At 67.6% G+C, this 24,179-nt stretch carries 26 protein-coding genes; 9 read left to right on the forward strand and 17 right to left on the reverse strand.

Going from position 1 to position 24,179, the window contains the following annotated elements; translation table 11 throughout:
* Positions 1-84: 84 nt before the first annotated feature.
* On the forward strand, positions 85-384 hold the full coding sequence (locus IPV08_RS20115; RefSeq protein ID WP_207413190.1) for a hypothetical protein: 300 nt from the start codon (positions 85-87) through the stop codon (positions 382-384).
* Positions 381-812 carry a PIN domain-containing protein gene (locus IPV08_RS20120; protein ID WP_207413192.1) on the forward strand — a complete coding sequence of 144 codons (432 nt, stop codon included), beginning with the start codon at positions 381-383 and terminating at the stop codon, positions 810-812. Before IPV08_RS20115 ends, IPV08_RS20120 begins: the two co-directional genes overlap by 4 nt.
* A gap of 99 nt (positions 813-911) precedes the next feature.
* On the opposite strand, the gene guaA is transcribed toward IPV08_RS20120, so the two are convergent.
* Entirely contained in the window at positions 912-2,468 is a 1,557-nt protein-coding gene (gene guaA, locus IPV08_RS20125; RefSeq protein WP_056432343.1) for a glutamine-hydrolyzing GMP synthase, read from the reverse strand.
* Between the two features lie 180 nt (positions 2,469-2,648).
* Between guaA and IPV08_RS20130 the strand changes: the two genes are divergently transcribed.
* On the forward strand, positions 2,649-2,876 hold the full coding sequence (locus IPV08_RS20130; protein WP_056432338.1) for a hypothetical protein: 228 nt from the start codon (positions 2,649-2,651) through the stop codon (positions 2,874-2,876).
* A gap of 154 nt (positions 2,877-3,030) precedes the next feature.
* Here IPV08_RS20130 and IPV08_RS20135 read toward each other — a convergent pair whose 3' ends face one another.
* Positions 3,031-4,332 (reverse strand): RsmB/NOP family class I SAM-dependent RNA methyltransferase, encoded by a 1,302-nt coding sequence (locus IPV08_RS20135; RefSeq protein ID WP_207413235.1) that lies wholly within the window; start codon positions 4,330-4,332, stop codon positions 3,031-3,033.
* Between the two features lie 198 nt (positions 4,333-4,530).
* Between IPV08_RS20135 and IPV08_RS20140 the strand changes: the two genes are divergently transcribed.
* Complete coding sequence (locus IPV08_RS20140) at positions 4,531-4,701, forward strand: hypothetical protein (protein ID WP_207413194.1); 171 nt, start codon at positions 4,531-4,533, stop codon at positions 4,699-4,701.
* 24 nt (positions 4,702-4,725) lie between these two features.
* Here IPV08_RS20140 and panE read toward each other — a convergent pair whose 3' ends face one another.
* The 4 genes from panE to IPV08_RS20160 form a co-directional block, all read right to left on the reverse strand.
* Positions 4,726-5,664 carry a 2-dehydropantoate 2-reductase gene (panE, locus tag IPV08_RS20145; protein WP_056432332.1) on the reverse strand — a complete coding sequence of 313 codons (939 nt, stop codon included), beginning with the start codon at positions 5,662-5,664 and terminating at the stop codon, positions 4,726-4,728.
* Positions 5,665-5,747: 83 nt separating this feature from the next.
* The gene (locus IPV08_RS20150) at positions 5,748-6,179 is read right to left on the reverse strand and encodes an MAPEG family protein (protein WP_207413196.1); all 432 of its coding nucleotides are present in this window, start codon (positions 6,177-6,179) and stop codon (positions 5,748-5,750) included.
* 227 nt (positions 6,180-6,406) lie between these two features.
* Positions 6,407-7,900 carry an IMP dehydrogenase gene (gene guaB / locus IPV08_RS20155; protein WP_056432325.1) on the reverse strand — a complete coding sequence of 498 codons (1,494 nt, stop codon included), beginning with the start codon at positions 7,898-7,900 and terminating at the stop codon, positions 6,407-6,409.
* Between the two features lie 130 nt (positions 7,901-8,030).
* On the reverse strand, positions 8,031-8,915 hold the full coding sequence (locus IPV08_RS20160; RefSeq protein WP_207413198.1) for a DUF3313 domain-containing protein: 885 nt from the start codon (positions 8,913-8,915) through the stop codon (positions 8,031-8,033).
* A 299-nt stretch (positions 8,916-9,214) separates the two neighbouring features.
* Between IPV08_RS20160 and IPV08_RS20165 the strand changes: the two genes are divergently transcribed.
* The gene (locus tag IPV08_RS20165; protein WP_207413200.1) at positions 9,215-10,615 is read left to right on the forward strand and encodes a DHA2 family efflux MFS transporter permease subunit; all 1,401 of its coding nucleotides are present in this window, start codon (positions 9,215-9,217) and stop codon (positions 10,613-10,615) included.
* Here IPV08_RS20165 and IPV08_RS20170 read toward each other — a convergent pair.
* The 7 genes from IPV08_RS20170 to IPV08_RS20195 form a co-directional block, all read right to left on the reverse strand.
* The gene (locus IPV08_RS20170) at positions 10,612-11,136 is read right to left on the reverse strand and encodes a DoxX family membrane protein (RefSeq protein ID WP_207413202.1); all 525 of its coding nucleotides are present in this window, start codon (positions 11,134-11,136) and stop codon (positions 10,612-10,614) included. The two genes, IPV08_RS20165 and IPV08_RS20170, sit on opposite strands and share 4 nt — an antisense overlap.
* Positions 11,137-11,254: 118 nt before the next feature.
* Complete coding sequence (locus IPV08_RS20175; protein ID WP_207413204.1) at positions 11,255-11,551, reverse strand: type II toxin-antitoxin system RelE/ParE family toxin; 297 nt, start codon at positions 11,549-11,551, stop codon at positions 11,255-11,257.
* On the reverse strand, positions 11,548-11,811 hold the full coding sequence (locus tag IPV08_RS20180) for a type II toxin-antitoxin system ParD family antitoxin (protein WP_207413206.1): 264 nt from the start codon (positions 11,809-11,811) through the stop codon (positions 11,548-11,550). Before IPV08_RS20180 ends, IPV08_RS20175 begins: the two co-directional genes overlap by 4 nt.
* Positions 11,812-11,969: 158 nt before the next feature.
* Positions 11,970-12,095: a hypothetical protein gene (locus IPV08_RS24970; RefSeq protein ID WP_280136575.1), complete on the reverse strand. Its 126-nt coding sequence runs from the start codon at positions 12,093-12,095 to the stop codon at positions 11,970-11,972.
* Positions 12,092-12,379 (reverse strand): hypothetical protein, encoded by a 288-nt coding sequence (locus IPV08_RS20185; protein ID WP_246748087.1) that lies wholly within the window; start codon positions 12,377-12,379, stop codon positions 12,092-12,094. Before IPV08_RS20185 ends, IPV08_RS24970 begins: the two co-directional genes overlap by 4 nt.
* Positions 12,380-12,409: 30 nt before the next feature.
* Complete coding sequence (locus tag IPV08_RS20190; protein WP_246748089.1) at positions 12,410-13,579, reverse strand: multidrug effflux MFS transporter; 1,170 nt, start codon at positions 13,577-13,579, stop codon at positions 12,410-12,412.
* 316 nt (positions 13,580-13,895) lie between these two features.
* Positions 13,896-14,489: a hypothetical protein gene (locus tag IPV08_RS20195; protein ID WP_056432306.1), complete on the reverse strand. Its 594-nt coding sequence runs from the start codon at positions 14,487-14,489 to the stop codon at positions 13,896-13,898.
* A 260-nt stretch (positions 14,490-14,749) separates the two neighbouring features.
* On the opposite strand from IPV08_RS20195, the gene IPV08_RS20200 reads away from it, so the two are divergent.
* On the forward strand, positions 14,750-16,189 hold the full coding sequence (locus tag IPV08_RS20200) for a serine hydrolase (RefSeq protein ID WP_207413208.1): 1,440 nt from the start codon (positions 14,750-14,752) through the stop codon (positions 16,187-16,189).
* A 453-nt stretch (positions 16,190-16,642) separates the two neighbouring features.
* Complete coding sequence (gene adh, locus IPV08_RS20205; protein WP_056432300.1) at positions 16,643-18,163, forward strand: aldehyde dehydrogenase; 1,521 nt, start codon at positions 16,643-16,645, stop codon at positions 18,161-18,163.
* Between the two features lie 77 nt (positions 18,164-18,240).
* Here adh and thrB read toward each other — a convergent pair whose 3' ends face one another.
* From thrB to IPV08_RS20225, 4 genes are all read right to left on the reverse strand, one after another.
* On the reverse strand, positions 18,241-19,206 hold the full coding sequence (gene thrB, locus IPV08_RS20210; RefSeq protein ID WP_207413210.1) for a homoserine kinase: 966 nt from the start codon (positions 19,204-19,206) through the stop codon (positions 18,241-18,243).
* Between the two features lie 79 nt (positions 19,207-19,285).
* Complete coding sequence (gene ispH, locus IPV08_RS20215) at positions 19,286-20,281, reverse strand: 4-hydroxy-3-methylbut-2-enyl diphosphate reductase (protein ID WP_056432293.1); 996 nt, start codon at positions 20,279-20,281, stop codon at positions 19,286-19,288.
* 124 nt (positions 20,282-20,405) lie between these two features.
* A complete protein-coding gene (locus tag IPV08_RS20220) occupies positions 20,406-21,632 on the reverse strand; it encodes an acyl-CoA dehydrogenase family protein (RefSeq protein WP_207413212.1) in 1,227 nt (408 codons plus the stop codon).
* A 95-nt stretch (positions 21,633-21,727) separates the two neighbouring features.
* Positions 21,728-23,125, reverse strand: coding sequence for a PLP-dependent aminotransferase family protein (locus IPV08_RS20225; RefSeq protein ID WP_207413214.1), 1,398 nt, complete (start codon positions 23,123-23,125; stop codon positions 21,728-21,730).
* Between the two features lie 141 nt (positions 23,126-23,266).
* On the opposite strand from IPV08_RS20225, the gene IPV08_RS20230 reads away from it, so the two are divergent.
* Both IPV08_RS20230 and IPV08_RS20235 read left to right on the forward strand, forming a co-directional pair.
* Entirely contained in the window at positions 23,267-23,563 is a 297-nt protein-coding gene (locus IPV08_RS20230) for a DUF1127 domain-containing protein (RefSeq protein ID WP_207413215.1), read from the forward strand.
* 236 nt (positions 23,564-23,799) lie between these two features.
* Positions 23,800-24,090 (forward strand): DUF1127 domain-containing protein, encoded by a 291-nt coding sequence (locus IPV08_RS20235; protein WP_056432281.1) that lies wholly within the window; start codon positions 23,800-23,802, stop codon positions 24,088-24,090.
* The last annotated feature ends 89 nt before the right edge of the window (positions 24,091-24,179 follow it).

Below are 24,179 nucleotides of genomic sequence, written 5' to 3' on the forward strand. Positions count from 1 at the left end.
ACCCCAACCGCCCCTTTGCCGACCACGCGACCTTGCTGCCCTCGGCCGCACTGGCTATATTACTGGATACATCTGGAGCCGATCATGGGAAGTTCGCAGAATCGCGCCATCCGGAATTATCGCTCTCGCCTTGGCGAGCGTGGCCTCGCGCGTTTCGAAGTGCTCGGCCGAGATACCGATCGCGACCTCATCCGGTCGCTCGCCAGACGCCTGTCCGAAGACACGCCCGAAGCCTCGGAGCTTCGTGCGACCGTCAGCCAGTCGATCGCTGGCGCTCCGCCCAAACCGGGCGGCATCCTCGCTGCGTTGCGGCGTTCGCCGCTGGTGACTGCGGAACTCGATCTTTCCCGCCCCCGTGAAGAGGGACGCAAGGTCGACTTGTGACGCGCTATCTCTTGGACACCAACATCATCAGCAACGTCGTCAAGCCGCAGCCGTCGGACTCACTTCTGGCGTGGATGTCGACTCAGCGCGATGAGGACCTGTTCATTGCGTCATTGACCGTCGCTGAAATCCGTCGCGGGATTTTGGAGAAGCCACGGGGGAAAAAGCGCGAGGCGCTCGAGAGATGGTTCTCCGTACCGGAAGGACCCCAAGCGCTGTTTACGGGCCGTGTCCTCTCGTTCGACGACAAAGCAGGCCTGATCTGGGCACAGCTGATGGCGGCGGGGAAAGCGGCCGGCAACCCGCGCAGCGGGCTCGACATGATCATCGCCGCAATCGCCGGTGCGAATGACTGCGTGGTCGTCACCGACAACGAAAAGGATTTCGCCGGAGTCGAAATCCTCAATCCTATGCGCGGATCGATCTGATGCGGCGCCGGGATCCCGAAGGGTACGGAACGGCGAATTCTATCCCACTCTATCAGCGTGTCGTGGGGTGATCCGGCGCAACGTCGGCGACGCCCGAAATCACTCCCACTCGATCGTGCCGGGCGGCTTCGAGGTGATGTCGTAGGTCACCCGGTTGATGCCCTTCACCTCGTTGATGATGCGGGTGGCGACGCGGCCGAGGAAGGCCATGTCGAAGGGGTAGAAATCCGCCGTCATGCCGTCGACCGAGGTGACCGCGCGGAGAGCGCAGACATGGTCGTAGGTGCGGCCGTCGCCCATCACGCCCACGGTCTTCACCGGCAGGATCACCGCGAAGGCCTGCCAGATCGTGTCGTAGAGGCCGGCCTTGCGGATCTCGTCGAGATAGATCGCGTCGGCTTTCCGCAAAGCCTCCAGCTTCTCGGCCGTGATGGTGCCGGGGCAGCGGATGGCGAGGCCGGGGCCGGGGAACGGGTGGCGGCCGACGAAAGCCTCGGGCAGGCCGAGCTCCTTGCCGAGCACCCGGACCTCGTCCTTGAACAACTCGCGCAGGGGCTCGACGAGTTGCATGTTCATGCGCTCGGGCAGGCCGCCGACATTGTGGTGGCTCTTGATCGTCACCGAGGGGCCGCCGGTGAAGGACACGCTCTCGATCACGTCGGGGTAGAGCGTCCCCTGGGCGAGGAACGCCGCGCCGCCGATCTTCTTCGCCTCCTCGTCGAACACGTCGATGAACAGGCGGCCGATGGTCTTGCGCTTGATCTCCGGGTCGCTGACGCCTTCGAGCTCGCCGAGGAACAGCTCCTGCGCCTGAACATGGACCAGGGGGATGTTGTAATGGTCGCGGAACAGCCGCACGACCTCATCGGCCTCGCCCATGCGGAGCAGGCCGTGATCGACGAAGACGCAGGTCAGCTGGTCGCCGATCGCCTCGTGGATCAGCACCGCCGCGACCGAGGAATCGACGCCGCCCGACAGGCCGCAGATCACCCGCTCCTTGCCGACCTGCTCGCGGATCTTGGCGATGGCCTCCTCGCGATAGGCGCCCATGGTCCAGTCACCGGTGCAGCCGGCGATGTCGCGCACGAAGTTGCGGATCAGCAGGGCGCCGTGCGGGGTATGGGCCACCTCCGGGTGGAACTGGACCGCGTAGTAGTTGCGCGACTCGTCGGCCACCGCCGCGAAGGGCGCGTTCTTCGACAGGGCGACGGTGGTGAAACCGTCGGGGAGCTTGGTCACCCGGTCGCCGTGGCTCATCCAGACCGGATAATGCTCGCCCACATGCCAGACGCCCTTAAACAGGGGACAGTCCGAAATGATCTCGATCTCGGCGCGGCCGAACTCGGCATGGTGCCCGCCCTCGACCTCGCCGCCGAGCTGGGCCGCCATGGTCTGCTGGCCGTAGCAAATGCCGAAGACCGGCACGCCCGAATCGAACACCACCTGGGGCGTGCGGGGCGAGGCCTCGGTCGTCACCGATTCGGGGCCGCCGGAGAGGATCACGCCCTTCGGCTTCGATTCGGCGAAGGCCTCAGCCGCCTTGGTGAAGGGGACGATCTCGCAATAGACCCCCTCCTCACGCACGCGCCGTGCGATGAGCTGGGTCACCTGGCTGCCGAAATCGACGATGAGGATCTTGTCGTGGTCGGTATTCATGGATCGGAGTTAGACGAGGCCCCGCCATGGTGCAACGCGCAGCGTCCGCAGGGCACACGTCGCCCACATGCATCGGGCGTGGCCTCTGCCTAGCGAAGGACGGAAGGCGGGATAATTAACAAAGGATTCACACAATCTGCGCGATTCATCCCGCCCTTCCAACAGACAGGAGCTTACGCAATGAGAGCAACCCTCTTCGGATTGGCAGCCATCACCCTCGCCGGCATCGGCTCGGCATCGGCTCTACCGCTCGCCGGCATGACCCTTTCCGCCCCCGCCACCGCGATCGAGCAGGCGCGGGTCGTGTCGCGCACCGTCGTCAGGGGCCCCCGTTGCCGGACGGTCGTGACGAAGCGTCGGGGTCCGTATGGCCGGGTGACGATGGTGCGTACGCGCCGCTGCTTCTGAGCACCGACCTTCGCGCCATCGACTCGGTGGCGCGAAGGCGCCGCTGGAATGGCTCGCTCTCAGAGCCATTCCAGCGGCTTTCACGCCCGGAGGAAGCCACGATGGCGACGGTGTCGTCGGCCGCCCGGCGAGGAAGTCCGGCGGTCGAGGCGCATCAGCCGCGCCGTTCCAGGGTGGCGACGTAGAAGCCGTCCGTGCCCGTGAGGGCCGGGCTCATCTGCAGGCCGTGCTCGGTGAACCGCACTACCCCTGCGAGGCCCGGCGCATGCTCGGCAGCCACCCGCTCGGCCGGCAGGATCGTCAGCCCGCCATTGGCCCGTGCGAGGATACCGTCGATGGACGCGTCGTTCTCCTCCCGCAGCAGGGAGCAGGTGATGTAGGTGATCCGCCCGCCCGGCCGCACCAGGCGCGAGGCCCGGTCGAGCACCTCGGCCTGGTCGGTGACACGCGCACTGAGGGAGCCGGGGCGCAGCCGCCACTTGGCGTCGGGGTTGCGCCTCCATGTCCCCGAACCGGTGCAGGGCGCGTCGACCACCACCCGGTCCACGGTACCGTCGAGGTCGCCGAGCACATCGGCCCGCGCGCGTCCGGCGCGCGGGGTGCGGATCTCGGCCTCGGCACCCGACCGGCGCAGCCGATCATGGATCGGGGCGAGCCGGCGTGGGTCGTCGTCGGTGGCGATGAGCCGTCCGCCATTGCCCATCATCGCCGCGAGCGCGAGGGTCTTGCCGCCGCCGCCCGCGCAGAGATCGACCACGGTCTCGCCGGCGCGCGCGCCGCTCAGGGCGCCGGCGATTTGGGAGCCCTCGTCCTGAATCTCGTACCAGCCGTCGAGGAATTCCGGCTCAACATGCAGGGCGGGACCGCGACCATCCTCACCGATGGGAATGCGCAGGCCATTCGGGGCATGCGGCGTCACCGCCGGTGACAGATGCGCGAGCCCGGCCAGGGCCGTCTCGCGATCGCGCTTGAGGGTGTTGATCCGGATATCGAGGGGCGCGCGGCGGGCCAGCGCGCGCAGCTCATCGAGAAGGGTCTCGCCGAACAGGTGGCTGAGCGAGGGCAGGATCCAGTCGGGAACGTCTCCGGCCACATGGGGCGGTGCATCGGCGAGCGAGCCCTCGGCGATGGCCGTGCGTTCGACATCGGTCAGGGGGTCGGGCGCGAAGCGCTCGCCGGAGAACAGCTCGCCGATGGTGGGCGCCGCGAGTCCGTGCTGCAGCCGCAGCATGCCGATGAGGATGGCGCGCGGGGCCTCGTCCCCCATGATCCAGGCGGATGAAGCCCGGCGGCGCAGGGCGTCGTAGACGAGGCTCGCGATGGCCGCGCGGTCGCCGGAACCGGCGAAACGATGGGCGAGGCCCCAATCCTTGAGGGCATCCGCGGCCGGACGGCGTCGCCCAGCAATGTCGGCGAGCACTTCGATGGCGGCGGAGAGACGGGCGGGAGGGGTCAGGACGAAATCCTCGAGGTTAGGGAAGGGTGACCGCGGTCGATCGTCGCCGCGATACGGTCACGCTTTGAGCCGGGGTTGGACACATTACAGCCGAGCTTCCGGCGAGATCAGCCCTCAGACAGGCAGGGTGGCGGATCTGTCTCGTGGCCTTGCTGCGCCAGAGCCCACTGCGTCAACGTACGGAGCTTCGCAATCGTCATGTCGCCCATCATTCCCCTGACCCTCGCGGGCATCGTCCTCACGAGCGTCGCCGCCTGCTCCACCGCCCCCGCCGTCGATCTGACGCCTCCGCCCCAGCGCCCCTACGATGCAAAAACTCAGCTGGAATACGGCAACCCACCCCCGCCGCCGCCGGCCCCGCGCTACTGAGCGACCGACTTTCGGGGCCGCCGCTCAGGACGCCTCACGGGCGCGGCGGTTCTCGTAGGCCTTCAGATGCGTGTAGACCCGGTCGAGCATCGGGTGCGCGCCCTCTCGCCCGCGGGAGATGAGATCGCCGATGATGTGATCGGCCTCGATCCGCGCCTGGTTTTCGATGTCACGCAGCATCGAGGCGGTGAAGGCCGACCCCTGCGCGGTCAGCGTCGCCTGCGTGTTCCGCATCACCTTGTCCCGTGGCGCATATCCGGCATCCTCGGCGATCCCACGGCATTCCTCCATCAACGCCTCGATGAAGGCGAGACCGCCCGGCGCGGCGACGATGTCGCCGACCGTCGACCGCATCAGGCAGGTCGCCCCGGCGAGGGTCGCCAGGAACGTCCACTTCTCCCACATTTCAAGAACCATCGCCTCGCTCAGACGGGCCTGGAACGCGACGCCCTGCATCAAGGCTTCGATCCGCTCCACCCGCTCGGAACGGCCGCCGGCCCGCTCGCCATAGGTGAGGCTATGGAGCGGGCTCATCATGCGGATCTCGCCATCCGCCGTCACCGTCGCCGCGATGGCGCAGGAGCCGCCGAGAACCCGCTCCGGCCCGAAAGCGGCGTCGAGGATGTCGAGATGGCGCAAGCCGTTGAGGACGGGCAGCACAAGCGTCGTGGGACCGACGGCCGGTGCCACGTCGGCGATGGCGGCGTCGAGGTCGTAGGCCTTGCAGCTGAGGAGGACGAGATCGAAGCCACCGCCCTTCCCCGCCGCGAGATCGGCGGCCGTGAGCGTCGCCGGTTCGGCGATGTGGACGTCGCCCACCGGGCTTTTCACCCGGAGCCCCGACGCGGCCAGAGCCTCGGCCCGGGCCGGCCGCACGAGGAAGGTGACGTCCTTGCCCGCCTCGACGAGGCGCGCTCCGAAATATCCGCCGGTTGCACCGGCGCCGACGACGAGCACGCGCATGGAACGATCCTCAACCTCGATAAGTCTCCCTCTTTACCGGACGAGGGCGGCGACTTTCCAGGCGTGAACGGAAATTCCGAACCTCAGACCCCGATCGGAGCGAGGAAGACGCGCACCGCGAAGACGATCCACATCACCAAAAGCACCAGCGCCCCGAGCGTGTAGGCCTGGAAGCGGTAGGGGACGTGGTTCGAGGTGACGTAGACGCCCGCATGAATGGCGCGGGACGCGACGAAGATCCAGGCCAGGACCACGAAGAGAAGATCGGCCTTCTTCGTGTAGAGGGCCAGCGGCACCAGTGCGAAGAACAGCACCGGCAGCTCGAACTGGTTCGAGAACGCATTGGCTGCCTGCTGCGCGCGGGGCGGCCAGTTGCGCTGGCCCATCGAGACCTCGCCGGCCTTCACCGAGCCGGCCCTGACCTCCGCCAGGCGCACGCGGCCGAGCCAAAACATCAGCACGAAGATCAGCAGAACCTGCGCGAAGACGGGGGCGAGGATGGCCTGGACGGTCATGATGAAGCCTGTTGGTCCGCATCACCGGCCGAGGGCGGCAAGCGGACCGTCGCAGGGGAGGACGATGGCGGGCGGTTTAAACGGGTTGGACCATCGGGGGATGAGGCGCGCGACACTCGGCCATGCGTCTGACCCGATCAGCACGCCATCGAGGCCGAGTGCCAGTCCGATCCGCGCCGGGACCGGCCAAAGCCGGGCGACGGGACGGATCGGACTGCGTATCGCGGTCAGGCGCGGCTGGGGTAGTTCGGGCTTTCGCGGGTGATGGTCACGTCGTGGACGTGGCTCTCGCGCAGGCCCGCATTGGTGATGCGGACGAACTGCGCCTTGTCCTGGAACTCGGGGATGGTCGGCGCGCCGACATAGCCCATGGCCGCACGCAGGCCGCCGGCGAGCTGGTGCAGCACCGCCGCCACCGGGCCCTTGTAGGGCACCTGACCTTCGATCCCCTCGGGGACGAGCTTGTGGGTGTCGCTGACCTCGGCCTGGAAGTAGCGGTCGGCCGAGCCGCGCGCCATGGCGCCCACCGATCCCATGCCCCGGTAGCTCTTGTAGGAGCGGCCCTGATGCAGGAACACCTCCCCCGGCGCCTCGTCGGTTCCGGCGAGCAGCGAGCCCAGCATCGCCACCGACGCGCCGGCCGCGATCGCCTTGGCGAGATCGCCCGAAAACTTGATGCCGCCATCGGCGATGACCGGCACGTCGGCGCGGTCGGCCGCCTCTACCGCTTCCATCAGAGCGGTGAGTTGGGGCACGCCGACGCCGGCCACGATGCGGGTGGTGCAGATCGAACCCGGGCCGATACCGACCTTGATCGCATCCGCACCGGCATCGATGAGCGCCTGGGCGCCGTCGCGGGTGGCGACGTTGCCGGCCACGATCTGCACGGTGTTGGAGAGTTGCTTCACCCGGCGCACGGCGTCGAGCACCTTGATCGAATGACCGTGGGCGGTGTCAACCACGATCACGTCGCAGCCTGCATCGATGAGACGCTCGGCCCGCTCGAAACCGTTATCGCCGGTGGTGGTGGCGGCGGCGACCCGGAGGCGGCCCTGCTCGTCCTTCACCGCGCCCGGATAGGCCACCTGCTTCTCGATGTCCTTCACCGTGATCAGGCCGATGCAGCGGTAATGGTCGTCGACCACGAGAAGCTTCTCGATGCGGAACTGGTGGAGCAGGCGCTTGGCCTCCTCCTGGTTCACGCCCTCGCGCACGGTGATGAGCCGGTCGCGGGTCATCAGCTCGGCGACGGTCTCGGAGGGGTTCGTCGCGAAGCGCACGTCGCGGTTGGTGAGGATGCCGACGAGCTTGCCGCGCGAGCCGTTGGGGCCGCGCTCCACCACCGGAATGCCGGAGATGCGGTTCTGCTTCATCAGCGAGAACGCGTCCGCCAGGGTCTCGTCGGGATGGATGGTGATCGGGTTGAGCACCATGCCCGATTCGTACTTCTTGACGAGGCGGACCTGCTCGGCCTGCTCGGCCGGCTCGAGATTGCGGTGGATCACGCCCATGCCGCCGTTCTGGGCCATGGCGATGGCCATGGGCGCCTCGGTGACGGTGTCCATGGCCGAGGCCAGGATCGGCATGTTGAGGTGGATCGAGCGGGTCAGCCGCGACGCGATGCTGACCTCGGTGGGCATCACCGAGGATGCGGCGGGGCGGAGAAGCACGTCGTCGAAGGTCAGGCCCTCGATGATGGAATCCGCGGTGATACGAGCCATGTGCCAACTCCCGAAACGGTGAGAGGCGCCGGACTGGAAACAGCTGTCGGCGCCGAATGCGTTGGCACGGCGCAGTATCATGGGGCCGGACCCTGCGCAAAGGCAGGATCGCGGCATCGCAATGGAAAACTCAGTTGATCGGGTCGCGGGGGCCCTTGTCGGTCCATTCCGGCGGCAGGCCGATATAGTCGCCGACCATACCGTCGATGCCGGGCGCGCGGCCGAACTGCTCGCAATCCGGATCGAGCGGAGCCTCGCCGAGGGTGGTGATGCGGATACGATTCCAGCTCGGGATCGACAGCGGCTCCTTGAACGGGTCGCGTCCGGTCACGAGGAGCGTCCCGAAATCCTGGCCGAATTCACCCGCCAGATCGTAGGCGTCCCCGGCCGCCGAGAAGCGGGCCTGGTTGGTGAAGGCGTTGGCGCCGCCACCCCAGATCATCGCCGCCCGCTGCTGGTGACGGCTGTCGAGGGCTTCGGCCTCGATGGTGATGCTGCCGAGGCCGATGGGAATACGCGGGATCGGCACGCGGCCGACAGCAGTGGCGAAACCGACGCCGAGCTGGGACGCGACGGTGATTCCCGCCGAGGTGGCGATGGTCGCGCCGGCGGCCGGGACGTTGGTGAGTTCCACACGGGTGACGGCGGACCGGATCGTGAGATCGGCCTTCTTGGTGGAGACCACGTCGTAGCGCAGCGACAACTCGTAGCAGAGCGCACGGTCGGCCGCGTTGGCGATCAGGCGGCGCTCGACGCTGTTGAGACCGGGGCCGGAGATCGATTCCGGAAACGCCGCCGGGATGATGCGGACCGTCCGCGTCGCCGCGAGGGTCGGCTGATCTGCATAGAGTTTCGCCCCGGTCGCCACTTCGGTGCTTCCATTGAGGCGGTCGTAGCGGGTGAGCGACCCGCTTTCATTGAGAATGACGGTGCCGCAACCGGCGACCATGAGCAGCAGGCCCAGAGCCCCACCGATGAGGGGCGAGCGTCGACAGGTTTCGAACCGCGAGGGCATTCAATATCTTTCGCGCAAAATGGCGGCGGTGGCTCGCTCGACCGACGTGATACGAGACAGCCGAATTGTTGCTGAGCTTAAGGCCGTATCGACGCCCCCGAAAGCCGGCCATGCCGGCCTGACGACTTGAAGCCCGCACCTGTGGCTCGTGGGTCACGGTCGTCCACCACGTGCGACACCGCACGCCTCATCCACAGCCACCATCATTTGTGTGCATGTTCGTTCGAGAGCCGAGTTGCGCCCCCCTCGACGCCGTGACGGAACCGGGCAGCCTTAGCCGCGCTACCTACGCGATCCCCATGCGCCCATCCCAAATCGTCCCCCTCGTCGTTGCAACGGCCCTGTTCATGGAGAACACCGATTCCACGGTGATCGCCACGGCCCTGCCGGCCATCGCCCGCAGCCTCGGCGAGGATCCGATCGCCCTGAAGCTCGCGCTCACGGCGTATCTCGTCAGCCTCGCGATCTTCATCCCAATCAGCGGCTGGATGGCCGACCGCTATGGCGCGCGCACGATCTTTCGCGCCGCCCTCGTGGTGTTCATGGCGGGGTCGCTGGCCTGCGCCGCGTCCGATTCGCTCGGCGCCTTCGTCGCCGCGCGCGCGTTCCAGGGCATTGGCGGGGCGATGATGGTGCCGGTCGGCCGTCTCGTCATCCTCCGGGCGGTGCCGAAGAGCGAACTCGTCAGCGCCCTCGCCTACCTGACGATCCCGGCCCTGATCGGCCCGATCATGGGGCCGCCGCTCGGCGGGTTGATCACAACCTACCTCGATTGGCGCTGGATCTTCTTCATCAACATCCCGATCGGCCTGGCCGGAATCGTGCTGTCCACGATCTATTTCGAGAACATCCGCGAGCCGTCCCGGCCACCCCTCGACGTCCTCGGCTTCCTGCTCTCGGGAGCCGGCCTCGCCACCTTGATGCTCGGCCTCGCCTCCCTCGGGCGTCATCTCCTGCCGGATTACGTGTCCTGGGGCTGCCTCGGCGGCGGCGCGATCCTGCTCGCGCTCTACCTCGCCCATTCCCGCCGGGTCGAGCATCCGGTGATCCGCCTCGATCTGCTGAGATACCCGACCTTCCGGGCGGCGGTGACGGGCGGCAGCCTGTTCCGCATCGGCACCGGGGCGATCCCGTTCCTGCTGCCGCTGATGCTGCAGATCGGCTTCGGCCTCGATCCGCTGCAATCGGGCCTTCTCACCTTCGCCGCGGCGGCGGGCGCGCTCCTCATCAAGATCATCGGGCCGCGCATCCTGCGCGCCTACGGCTTCCGCCGGGTGATGCTGTTCAACGCCGTCGTCGCCTCTTGCTTCCTCGCGGTGAACGGCCTGTTCACGGCGCAGACGCCGCATTGGCTCATCATCGGCATCCTGCTGGTCGGCGGCTGCGTCAGGTCGCTGCAATTCACCTGCGTCAACGCCATCGCGTATGCCGATCTCGACAAGCGGGAGATGAGTTCGGCGACGAGCCTGGCAAGCGTGGCGCAGCAATTGTCCCTCAGCCTCGGCGTCTCCATCGGAGCCCTGGCCCTGGAGACGGCCGCCGCGCAGCATGGCCGCACAACCATCGAGGCCGGCGATTTCTCGCCCGCCTTCCTCACCGTCGCGCTGATCTCGTCCGCTTCCCTCTTCGCCTTCCTGCGGCTGAAGCCGGATGCGGGCGCGGAGGTGTCGGGTCAGCGTCTCGCGTCGAAGGGCGTTTAGGCCGCCGCGCGGCTCGACGGCCGGGCGGGGCTGCGCTTCGGTCCCTTCGCGGATTTCGCGTTGGCATTGGCGGATTGCGGCCGGGCAGGCGCGCGCACGGGCGCTTCGCGGCTGGATTGGCGCCAACCCTGCCAGCTCCAAGCCCCCGGACCGGTGAGGGCATAGATCAGGAAGCCACCGGCCAGGCCGAGATCGGCCAGGAACAGGGTGCGCTCGGTCATCGCCGCCGCGCCGGAATAGGCCCAGAACCCGTGCAGCAGCACCGCCATCGCCACCGCGAACCCCGCCAGGGCGAAACCGGTGATACGCGGCAGGACGCCGAGGATCAGCGCCAGCGGCCCGAAGACCTGAACCACCACGGCCGCCGTGGCGACGGCGTTGGGAGACGGCATCCCGGCCCCGGCCAGCGCCAGCGCGAAGCCCGAGACGTTGAGCGCACGCGCGATGCCGGTGGGCAGCAGCGCCGCCGCCAGCAACAGGCGCGACGCAAGGAGGATTCCGTCCTGGCTCCGACCGAACACGCGCGAACTCCGTCCCTGACCCATCGAGATCGGGAGAATGCGTGAGACCGGCTGAAGACGGCGTTAAGGGGTGTCAACCGGGCTCATTCACCTGGGGAAACAGGCGAATCGGACATGGCTATGGAGAGGGGAACAAGATCGGCCCGTAATCCTGGGCGCCATGCAGGATGTGGACGATGTCGATCGTCGCGGCACCGACACGATAGAACATGAGATAGTTTCCATACGTCCGGACCCGGATGCCCCTGCACTCGTATCGCCGCACAAGAGGCAAACCATTCGCATCGGCCAGACGTTCGCAACAGGCGATCAACGCCTGGACGAAAGCGGCGGCGCGAGCCGGATTGTCGCTGGAAATGTAATCGCCGATCCGTTCCAGATCCGCTTCGGCGGTTTCGGCGCAGACGACGATCATGCCTCGGTGACGGTCGACCGGTTGCCGTACCGTGTCGCCAGACGCGCGGCGACTTCGCTTGCCGGGTTGAGCCGGCCTTCGTCGGCATCGGCAAGTCCGCGCTCGATGGCAGCGTCGAGCGCCGCCAGTCGATTCTCCCGCTCCTCCAGGAGGCGCACGCCCTCGCGCAACACGTCGCTACGGGATTGGAAGCGCCCGTTCTCCACGAGTGTTGAAACGTAGCTCTCGATCCTGGGGCCCAGGTCGGCACTTGTCGGCATCGCCGCCGCTCCCTGTCTACCGGAGGTCATGGTCTAGGACCGGTCATCGCCCGATCATCGCTATCAGGTATCCCCTATGCAGCGAAGGACATTTCGCCGACGCGCCGCTCCCCCCGACGAAACCGGCTGAAGACGGCGTTAAAGCTTGGAGCCGGCGCTCACTCGCCCGGGGAGCGACGCTCCGCCTTCGCCAGCGAGCGCTCATGCAGCAGAACTGCGAGCCAGCCGACGCCGACGGCGAGTAACGGCGTGAAGACGAAGGCGATCGCGTAGGAGGTGCTCATTGATCGAGCCCTTTCAGGACACGGCGTGCAGCCAGATGTAGGCCTCCGGCGCCGAGAATCCAAACGAGGACGCCGCCGATCATCTCGAACGGCCCAGACAGGGCTCGAAAATTTCCTACATTGTACAGGAAGCCCGCGACCGGCGTGGCGATCCCGACCGTGAAGCACGCCGTCGAGGCCCGGTCCAACGCGTTGGCGAGCAGCTTCGTCTGCTCGATCATAGATGGCTTCATCGGATCGCCCGCTTTTCCATCAACGACAAGCGTGGCAGACTCGAAGTTCAACTTATGGTCGCCGTCGAACCGGTGCGTTCCTCACCCCGACACCCCACCCCGGAACAACCGCCCGCGCTCGGTCCAGGCGACGACGAGAAGCGCGGAGCCACCGAGTCCGGCATAGCCGATACCGAGGGGAAGCACGGTGCCGTCGAAGGCCTGGCCGATGACGAAGCCGCAGAAAGCGCCGAGGATCGTCGTGTAGAAACCGAGGAAGGACGAGGCCGTGCCGGCGATCTCGCCGAGGGGCTGCAGGGCCAGCGCGTTGAAGTTCGGCATGGCGAAGCTGATCATGAACTGGTTGCAGGCGAGCACCGTCAGGAACAGCCACAGCGGCGGATGCCCGGCATAGGCGAGCCCGATTGCGACCTGGGCCAGCGCCACCCCCACGAACAGGGTGAGCCCCACATGCGAGAGCGGCCGCATCCCGAGCCGCCGCACCAGGCGGGCATTGACGAGGGTCGCCGCCCCCATGGCGCCGGCCACCAGGGCGAAGGCGAGCGGGAACAGCGCACCGAGCCGGTAGAGCCCGGTATCGAAGACCTGCTGGGCCGAGCCGACATAGCCCATGATACAGCCGGTCAGCAGCCCGAGGGCGGTGGCGTAGCCGACCGCCACGCGGGTGCGAAAGGTCAGGGCGACCGCCTGACCGATGGAGCGCAGCGAGAGCGGACGGCGGTGCTCCGCGTGCAGCGTCTCCGGCATGCGCCAGGAGAACCAGAGGGTGAGGATGCCGGCCAGGGCCAGCATGGACACGAAGACATAGTGCCAGGAGCCGAGCAGCAGCATCGCCCCGCCGATGGCAGGCGCGATCATCGGCACGATGAGGAACACCATCATGATCAGCGACATGACGCTGGCCATTTCGCGCCCCGAATAACGGTCGCGAACGATGGCGGTGGAGAGGACACGCCCGCCCGCCGCCCCGATCCCCTGGATGATGCGGGCGGCCAGCAACCACTCGAAGGACGGCGCGACCATGGCGAGCGCCGTGCCCGCCCCGTAGACCGCAAGGCTGCCGAGCAGCACGCGCCGACGCCCCAGCGCATCCGAGACCGGCCCGTAGACGATCTGGGCCACGCCGAACCCGATCATGTAGACATAGACGAGAAGCTGCAGCGCATTCGGATCGGCGACCGAGAACCGCGCCTGGATCGCTGGAAAGGCCGGCAGCAGGTTGTCGATGGAGATGGCGGTCACCGCCATCATCAGGGCGACGATGCCGACGAATTCGCCGAAGCCCGGACCGTTCCAGACCGGTCCGACGGGCGGGAGAGCCCGTGCCGATCCCGGCTGATCGCCCGGCGGAACCGGCCTCGAGGGTACAGTCACTCGTCTTGAGCCTCTTTGCGATCGTCGGCTCCCGGGCCGGCGATGTCATGGTGGAAAGTGCGCGGCCGGACCTTCGGTTGCGCGCCCCTTCGCTGGGATGCGCGTTCGAGACGAGGCTCCGTACCGGCGGCGACGATGGTCACCCGATCGCATCCCGGTTGCCCGGCATCGTCGCCCGCCATGCCGAGTGGCGTTACTGGCTGCCGCCCGCCACCTGACCGAGCTTGTCGATGTTCTGGGTGACGAGGGCGATGTTGCCGTCGGACGGCTTCTTCGGCTCACCGGCGGCGATCGCCTCGTTGATGTCCTTCAGCGCGGCGGCCTTGTCCTTCGGCTTCATCTTCTTGTCGGCCTCGACGGCGGTAAGCTGCTTCTTCAGCAGGGGCACGACGCCGACATAGGTCTTCGTCTCGGGGTCGATGCCTTCCAGCACCGCCTCGACGCTGTCGGCCGCGTCCTGCAGGTCGTCGACGCTGGCAAAGCCGTTCTTCTTCGCGATCGCCACGGCCTGGGCCTGAACCTTCGGATCGGGCTTGTCCGCGTTGCCGCCAGGGAGTTTCGCCAGTTCGGGCTGCGCGGCCACGAGGCCGTCGATCAGCGCCTGGGTCAGGGCGACCTCCTTCTGCTCCTCGGCCTCGGGGGCCTGAGCGGGAGCGGCGGGGGCTGGAGCGGCCTTGGCGGGTGCCGGCGCCTTCTGTGGCGCCTGGGCGAAGCTGACCTGCGAGACCAGGGCGGAGGTACCGAAGGCGAGGGACGCTGCCAGCAGGGCGCGAGTGGTGCGGCTCATGGATGTCTCTTCCTGTTGCATGGTTGGGGAAGGGCCGTCATCGGCGGAGCGGGTCCGACCGTGACGGATGGCTTCGTCCGTCGGCACGAAGGCGGGCCATGTTGCCGAGCTTCGGGGCGAAACAGTGATCTCGGCGCCCAGGCCGATCACGGTTTCGCGGGAATGCCGGTGATGTCGACCGGGGGGTGACGCTCCCGCGCAACCACGCCACATTCCCGCGCAACCTTGGCAGGATCGCAGCCGACGGATCACCGCGCCCTATGCTCTCACGCTTCCTCGCCGGCGCTTGCGCCCTATTGATGCTGCTCGGCGCGGCGACCGCGCAGGAGCCGGCTCCCGGCGCGGCCACCGACGGCGAAACGGAGGCGTTCTCACGCAAGGCCGCCGCTTTGATGGAATCCCATGCGGACGGCGGCGTCTTCTCGGGTGCCGTGATCGTGGCGCGGGACGGCATCCCTCTGTTCCGCCACGCCTACGGCATGGCCGACCGCGAATGGGCGATCCCCAACACGCCGGACACGGTGTTCCGCATCGGCTCCATCACGAAGCAGTTCACCGCGGCGGCGATCCTGAAACTCGCCGAGGCCGGTTCCCTCTCCCTCGACGATCCCGCCATCCGCTACCTGCCCGAACTGCCGCCGGCCTGGGCGCCGATGACGATCCGGATGCTGCTCAACCACAGTTCCGGCCTGCCCAACGTCACCGCCCTGCCGGGCTATGCGACGCAACTCGGGCGGATCGAGCGCTCGCCGATGGAGACGGTGGCCCTCCTCTACCGCGAGGACCTGCTGTTTCCGCCGGGGAGCGGCCACGAATACAGCAATACCGGCTACATCCTCCTCGCCGGCTTGATCGAGCGGATCACCGGCCAGAGTTTCGCGCGCTATCTCAACGACGCTGTCCTGGGGCCGGCCGGATTGGCCTCGACCCGGGACGCCGATCCCGGCGCCATCCTCCCCCGGCGCGCCAACGGTTACCGCCGCGTCTCTGGCGAATGGCGCCACGCCCTGCCCCTGGCCGCCAGCGCCCCGTCGGGTGCCGGCATGCTGGCCTCGACCCTCGACGACCTCGTCGCCTGGGACAGGGCGCTGTTCTCCGGCCCTGTCCTGTCGGAGGCGTCGCGCCGGCCCATGGTGACGGATTACGGCCACGGCTACGGCCTCGGTTTGTATATCGGCACGGCCTACGGGCACCGTCTGTGGTCGCATGGCGGGTTCATCAGCGGGTTCAGCGCGATCAAGGATTCCTACCCCGATCTCGGCCTCACCATCGTGGTGCTCGGCAATTCCGAGATCGTGCCGGCCCAGGCCCTCTCGCGACAACTCGCGGCCCTCTATCTGGGCGAGCCGGCGCGCACTGAGATCAACGTGAGCCAGACCGTTCTCGACCGCTATGTCGGCTTCTACCGGACCGGACCGCGCTCGGTCCTGGGCATCACCCGCGACGGCGACCGCCTGACGGCACAGGCGGTCGGTCAGGGATCGACCGAGTCCCGCATCACCCTCGTCGCCGAGAGCGACAGGGCCTTCGTGGCGGAGAACGGCGCGATCCGCGTGGCTTTCGACATCGAACCTGACGGACGCGCCACGGGCGTGATGATCCACCGCGACGGCATCGAACGGGCCGGCCCCAGGATCGATCGGGCCATCGCCCGGCGGATCACCGCACGCCGCTTCACCCGGCTGCCGTCGGGACGGTGAGTGCCTTGCCGAGCTTGTTTGGGCTGCTCGTCCAAGGCTTCACCTCATCCTGAGGTGCCGCGTAGCGGCCTCGAAGGAGGCCTCCAGTCGACGCGCGATCCCTGGAGGGCTCCTTCGAGGCCCTTTGCCCAAGCAAAGGGCACCTCAGGATGAGGTGATCTGATCGGATGATCGATTTTGGCAGAACTCCCGCTGCGGAACCGCACTCCAAGGGATAATTGCCGGTGATCGGGAGTTTTGCGAGGCCCTCCAAACCGCCCGCCCACGGCATCGCCAGACCGCCGCAGAGGGGCTAGACTGCCTCAGCGCGTAGCTCCCCGCCACAGAAGCGGGACCACGCGCCGACCCGCTCGATGCCGTCGATCCGAGCCGGTTAGGCCAAAAGTCTATCTTGATTTGGCAATCCGCCCGGCTTCTGCTGGCGCACACAAGAACAACACGGAGGAAACGCACATGAACAAGCCAGAATTCCTGTCGTCAGGTACCAAGGCGCCGTTCTCGGCCCGTTACGAGAACTTCATCGGCGGCCAGTGGGTCGCCCCCGTCGCCGGCCGGTATTTCGAGAACACCTCACCGGTCACCGGCCGCGTCATCTGCGAGGTCGCCCGTTCGGACGCGCAGGACGTGGAGAAGGCCCTCGATGCGGCCCATGCCGCCAAGGAGGCCTGGGGCCGCACCTCGCCGGGCGAGCGCGCCCTCATCCTCAACCGCATCGCCGACCGGATGGAGGAGAATCTCGACCTGATCGCCCTCGCCGAGACCTGGGACAACGGCAAGCCGATCCGCGAGACGACCAACGCCGACATCCCGCTGGCCATCGATCATTTCCGCTACTTCGCCGGCTGCGTCCGTGCCCAGGAAGGCTCGATTTCCGAGATCGACCACGACACCGTCGCCTACCATTTCCACGAGCCGCTCGGCGTCGTCGGCCAGATCATCCCGTGGAATTTCCCCATCCTGATGGCGGTGTGGAAGCTGGCGCCCGCGCTCGCCGCCGGCAATTGCGTGGTGCTCAAGCCCGCCGAGCAGACCCCGGCCTCGATCCTCGTGGTCGCCGAGCTCATCGCCGACCTGCTGCCGCCCGGCACCCTCAACATCGTCAACGGCTTCGGCCTGGAATGCGGCAAGCCGCTCGCCTCCTCGCCCCGCATCGCCAAGATCGCCTTCACCGGCGAGACGACGACGGGCCGCCTGATCATGCAATACGCCTCGCAGAACCTCATCCCGGTGACGCTGGAACTCGGCGGCAAGTCGCCGAACATCTTCTTCGCCGATGTGGCCAACGAGGATGACGACTTCTTCGACAAGGCCCTCGAAGGCTTCACCATGTTCGCCCTCAACCAGGGCGAGGTCTGCACCTGCCCGAGCCGCGCGCTGGTGCACGAATCGATCTACGACCGCTTCATGGAACGGGCGATCAAGCGCGTCGAGGCCATCGTCCAGGGCTCGCCCCTCGACCCGACCACGATGATCGGTGCCCAGGCCTCCGGCGAGCAGCTCGAGAAGATCCTGAGCTACATCGACATCGGCAAGCAGGAAGGCGCCAAGGTCCTCACCGGCGGCGAGCGCAACACCCTCGAAGGCGATCTGGCGGAAGGCTTCTACGTGAAGCCCACCGTGTTCCAGGGCCACAACAAGATGCGCATCTTCCAGGAGGAAATCTTCGGCCCCGTCCTCTCGGTGACGACCTTCAAGGACGATGCCGACGCGCTCTCCATCGCCAACGATACGCTCTACGGCCTCGGCGCCGGCGTCTGGACCCGCGACGGAACCCGCGCCTACCGCTTCGGCCGCGCCATCCAGGCCGGCCGCGTCTGGACCAATTGCTACCACGCCTATCCGGCCCATGCGGCCTTCGGCGGCTACAAGCAGTCCGGCATCGGCCGTGAGAACCACAAGATGATGCTCGACCATTACCAGCAGACCAAGAACATGCTGGTCAGCTACTCGGCCAAGAAGCTCGGCTTCTTCTAGGCCCTCACGAACGAGACCACCTTGCCCCGGCCGGAAACGGCCGGGGCTTTTTCTCGGCCCCGACCTCTGCGCGGGCGCTATTCGCGCCAGCCGTAATCCCGCGCCTGCGTCGCCGCGCGGTGGAACACCAGCCGGCGGTCGTATTCCAGCGGGTCCTTCGGCTGGACCAGGGCGCCGGGGGGCACGTTGAGCCAGTCCACCAGGCGGGTCAGCATGAAGCGCAGGGCCGCGCCCCGGCACAGAATCGGCAGCGCCGCGACCTCGTCGTCCTGCAGACGACGCACGGATTGGTAACCGGCGATCATCGCCTCGCCCTTCTCGGGGAAGAACGTGCCGTCCGCCTCGAAGCACCAGGCATTGAGGCAGATGGCGAGATCGTAGGCGAAGGCGTCGGTGCAGGCGAAATAGAAGTCGATCAGACCCGACAGGTCGTCGCCGATGAAGAACACGTTGTCGGTGAACAGGTCGGCATGGATCACGCCGGAGGGCAGGCCGCGCGGCCAGCCGGCCTGGAGCACCGCGAGATCGCCGCGCACGCGCTCCGTCAGCCCCTCGGACACGCTGTCGGCGGCTGGGCCGGCGGTCTCGAACAGCGGCTGCCATGCCTCGACGGAGAGGTTGTTGGCGCGGGTCATGCCGAAATCGCTGCCGGCGCGATGCAGCCCCGCAAGGGCGACGCCCAGCGCCCGGCAATGGTCGGGGGTCGGCCGCTTGACCGACACGCCCTCCAGGAAGCTCACGATCACCGCTGGACGGCCGCAGAGCGTGCCCAGCGCCACGCCGTCGCGCCGCGCGATCGGCTGCGGGCAGGCGAGTCCGCGCGCGGCGAGGTGCTGCATCAGGTTGAGGAAGAACGGCAGGTCGCCGGCATTCACCCTCTTCTCGTAGAGGGTGAGAATGTAGGAGCCCGCCGTGGTGTGCAGGAAGAAGTTGGTGTTTTCGACGCCCTCGGCGATGCCCTTGTAGGACAGGAGCGTGCCGATCTCGTATTCGGAGAGGAAGGCGGTCAGCGCCTCGTCGGAGACCTCGGTATAGACGGCCACGGGCTTCGCTGAGGTTCGAGGGCGGAAACGCGAAGGGGCGCCCGCAGGCGCCCCCGGATAGAGAGCCGGTGCGGCCGTGTTACTCGGCGGCTTCGCTGCGCAATTCGCGCGGCAGCGGGAAGGACATGTCCTCCACCACCGTGGAGACCGTATCGACGGTGACGTCGTAGCGGGCGGCGAAGGCGTCGATGATCTCTTCCACCAGCACCTCGGGCGCCGAGGCGCCGGCGGTGAGGCCGAGCTTGCGGATGCCTTCGAAGGCCGGCCAGTCGATCTCCTCGGCGCGGAGCACGAGGCGGGTGATCGGGCAGCCGACGCGCTCGGCCACTTCGCGGAGACGCTGCGAGTTCGAGGAATTCGAGGAGCCGACGACGATCACCGCATCCACCAGCGGAGCCACCTGCTTCACCGCTTCCTGGCGGTTGGTGGTGGCGTAGCAGATGTCGTCCTTGTGCGGCCCGGTGATGGTCGGGAACTTCTGCTTCAGGGCGGCGACGATGTGGCGGGTATCGTCCACCGACAGGGTCGTCTGCGTGACCCAGGCGAGGTTGTCGCGATTCTCCGGCTCCAGGGCCGCGATCTGCTCCAGATCCTCCACCAGGGTGATCGAGCCCTTGGGCAGCTGGCCCATGGTGCCGACGACTTCCGGATGGCCGGAATGGCCGACCAGCAGGACGTGGCGGCCGCGCTTGTGGTGGATCTCGGCCTCGCGGTGGACCTTGGTCACCAGCGGGCAAGTGGCGTCGATGGTGACGAGCCCGCGATTGTCGGCATTGGCCGGCACCGTCTTGGCGACGCCGTGGGCCGAGAAGATCACCGGGGCGTTGCCGTCCGGCACCTCGTCGAGCTCACGCACGAACACCGCGCCTTTGCGCTTCAGGCTCTCGACCACGTATTTGTTGTGGACGATCTCGTGACGCACATAGACCGGAGGTCCGTAGATCGCCAGCGCCCGCTCCACCACGTCGATGGCGCGAACCACACCCGCGCAGAACCCCCGCGGTGCGCAGAGCAGGATCTCCAGCGGCGGCTTGGCCGAACCGTCGGGAAAGGTCTTCGAAAGAGGATCGCTCATGATAGCCGGGATGTGGCGAGGCGAGGCCGCCCCTGTCAACCTCCTATAGCGTAAAATGCGCGGCGGTGTCAGGGCGGAGGGGGCACACCGGGGCAGGATCGGATGCGTCCCTCCCTTGCGTCACTTACCTGCGCCCCAGCATCCGGTCGCTGATGATCCGCCGCTGGATCTCGCTGGTTCCCTCGAAGATCGTGGTGAGCCGCGCGTCGCGCCAGTAGCGCTCCACCCGGCGTTCGGTGGTGTAGCCGTTACCGCCGTGGAGCTGCATCGCCTGGTTGGTGACGCGCACCGCCATCTCGGTGGCCAGCAGCTTCACCTTGGCGGATTCGCTCTCGGCCGCCTCGCCCTCGTCGAGAAGGTGGGCCACCTGTTGCCAGTAGGCGCGGGCCTGATCGACCTCGGCCGACATGTCGGCCAGCGCGAAGCGCAGGGCCTGGAACTCGCCGATCGGATGGCCGAACTGCTGGCGCTCCTGCAGGTAGAGCTGGCAATCCTCCACCGCCGCGCGGGCGACGCCGACGGCGCGGGCGGCGGTGTGGACACGGGCGATGTTGAGGCCGCGCTGCACCGAGGCGAAGCCGCCGGAATCCGCATCCGCGCCGCCATCGCCGTAGAGGCCGGTGAGGCGGTCACCCTCGGGCACGCGCACGCCATCGAGTTCGAGCTCGAAGGTGAGGAAGCCGTGATAGCCGATCTTGTCGATGACATGGCCCGTCATGCCCTCGGGGAAGGTGCCGGGCTTCTTGACCACGAGGAACGGCTCCAGCCCGGCCGAGCGCGGCTCGCCCGGCTCCGGCTCGCGGGTGCGGGCCAGGACTTCGATGAAGTCGGCTGCGAGCGCGAAACCGGCCCAGCGCTTGGTCCCGGTGAGAACCCAATCGTCCCCGTCGCGCACCGCGCGGGTCTGGACGCCGGCGAGATCGGAACCGGCGGTGGGCTCGGACAAGGCGATGCCGCCGATCCACTCGCCGCGGGCCGATCTCTGCAGGAGAGCGCGGCGGCGCTCCTCGTCGAGGGTCTGGGTGCCGAGCCCCTGCCCCCGCGCCAGAATGCTGCCGACGGAGAGCCAGGCGCGGGCGAGCTCCTCCGAGACGAGGCAATATTCGAACACGCCGAGGCCGAGCCCGCCATGCTCGGCCGGAATGGTGATGCCGAACCAGCCCTTGGCCGCCATCCGGTCGATGAGCGAGCGCGGCATCTCGGCTTTCTGCCGGTCGAGTTCGTCGGCGAGCGGCAGCACCACGTCCCGGGCGAAGTCGCGGGCCTCCTGCTGAAGCCTGGCGCGCGCCTCCGTGCGCCAGGGGGAGAACAGCTCCGGCGGACGCGGCTGCTTCAGCTCCGACTTCGACATGGTTCCTCCCGAGATTTGTGTTGGGCGTCGCCCTTATCCAGCAAAGCTTCGCTTCGGCTCAGGGGTTCCACCTGGCGCGGTGCACCAGAAAGTCGTCAGGCCGCCGCCATGCTCTCCTCCAGCACGCGAAACAGGCGCGGATCGGCGCAATGGGCAACGTTGAAGCGAAGGAAGTCACGCCCGCTTGCGCCGATGCTGAAGGCCGCGCCGGGGGCGAGGACCACGTCCCGCGCCAGGGCGTTGCGGGCGATATCGGCCGAATCGAGCCCGTCCGGCAGGCGCGCCCAGAGGAAGAGGCCACCGCGCGGCTCGGTCCAGAGCGTGAGGCCGCAGCGCTCCAGCCGCCGTGCGGTCTCGCCCATGGCGCGGGCGAGTTTTTCGCGGATTTCCGCGAGGTGGCGGCGATAGGCCCCGTCGGTGATGAGACGGTGCATCAGCGCCGCGGAGAGATGACCGTTGCCGAGGCTGAGGGCGAGCTTCAGGTCGATCAGCCCCTCCACCCAGTCGGGGCGCAGGGCGATGTAGCCGCAGCGGATCGAGGCCGAGAGGGTCTTCGAGAAGCTGCCCACCGCGATCACCCGGTCGAGCCCGTCGAACCCCGCCAGACGCGGGGCCGGGTCGGCTTCGAGATCTCCGAAGATGTCGTCCTCGACGATGAGCATGTCATGCGCCTCGGCGAGCTTGAGGACGCGGTGGGCCACGGCCGGGGCCAGGGTGGCGCCGGTGGGGTTATGGAGCGCGGAATTGGTCAGGTAGAACCGGGGCCGGTGCTCGATGATCAGCCGTTCGAGCTCGGCGACGTCCGGCCCGGCGGGGGTGAAGGGTACACCCACGACCTTCGCGCGGTTCGCCCGCAGCAGCGCATGGTAGTTGAAGTAGCAGGGGTCATCGACCAGCACGGCGTCGCCCGGGTCGAGGAGGAACCGGCACAGCAGGTCCACGGCTTGGGTCGCCGAATCCGTCAGGACGATCTGGTCGGCCTCCGCCTCGATCCCCTTCTCGGAGAGACGCCGGGCGATCTGGCTCCGCAACGGCGGAAAGCCGAGGGGCTTGTCATAGCAGATCACGTTCGAATTGGCGTCGCGGGCGATGTGGCGCAGGGCGCGCCGGACCGCCTCCTCGGGCATCCATGACGAGGGCAGCCAGCCGGAACCGGGTTTCAGCAGGTCCGGCCCGGATTGCATCGATTGCCGGGTGATCCAGAGCGGATCCACGGCGCGGTCGAGCTGCGGCCCGATCTCCTTCAGGCAGAGCGGGCGGGTCTTGCCCGCCACATAGAAGCCCGAGCCCCGGCGCGCGACGATGGCCCCTTCGGCGCCGAGGCGCTCATAGGCCTCGACCACGGTGGATTTCGACACGCCCATGGATTCGGCGAAAGCCCGCACCGAGGGCAGCCGCGCGCCGGGCATGAGCTGGCGTCCGGCGATCCGCTCCATGATCGCGGACGACACCGTATCCACCAGGGTGAGCGTGGTCCGCGCCGATCCCGCCATCTGTACTGATCCTTCGCCCGGACAATTCAGCCAAAGCGTACTGGACTGTCCCTGTCTCCGCCAGCGGGACGGGGCCATCCCTGCCCTCCGACGAAACGCCGTCAGGCCCGCGCGGCAGGCCGGCGAAGGAAAGGCCTATCGATGACGACGATCCTGCAGCAGCGGAACACCACGCGGACGGGCGATCTCGCTCGGCGCGTCTCCCTCGCCGCCGCCCGGCTGTTCACCGGACTGGCCGCCGAGCTGTCGCGCCAGGCGATCAACCGGCGGGTCCTGCGTAAGCTCAGTGTCATGACCGATCGGGAATTGAAGGATATCGGCCTGATCCGGCAGGACGTGATGGATGCAGGCGCTGTTGAGGCCGACGCCTCCCAGTTCCTGCTGGTCCGCCAGGACGAGAGAAGGGAAGCACGCCGCACCCAAAGCGTTAAGATCTGATCAAGATGGCGGAACGTGCATTATTGAGCATGACTTCGAATTCGGCATGCCGCCAAACTGGTCATTCGGTTGGTGATTGAGGTTTATCCGTGGTCCGGTTCTACCAGACCTGCAGGCACCGCAAGTCTATTTGGGCTAAGTGCTCGATCGCACGTCTTTCAGGGCGGAGGGGGCGCACATCACCCTCATCACCTTCGCCGCAAAGATCGTGCGTCGAGAATTTGGAACTCAGGATCATGAACAGCACCCTCAACTGGACCCCGGGCGACGCGGCAGCCGAACAGGTCGGCCGGGCCACCCGCTTCATCGGCAACCTCTTCTCCAAGGCCGCGTCCCTGGTCTCGCGCAACGACGCCGACAAGCGCGGCCTCGTGGAGCTCGGCTCCCTTTCCGAGCGCGAATTGAACGATATCGGCCTCACCCGCTGGGACGTCCTGGACGCCTACGACGCGCCCTCGCCTTCGGACGCCACCAAGGTGATCCTGGCCCATCGCGCCGTCCGCCAGGTCACGCGCCGCTTCGCCTGACACGTCACGCGCCGCTTCGCCTGAACCGCGTGCCGCTGCGCACCGGTAGTGGATGCGACACGGCCCATCCACCACATGCAGGCGTGGCG

It is taken from the genome of Methylobacterium sp. SD274, from assembly GCF_017355285.1.
Lineage (GTDB): Bacteria > Pseudomonadota > Alphaproteobacteria > Rhizobiales > Beijerinckiaceae > Methylobacterium.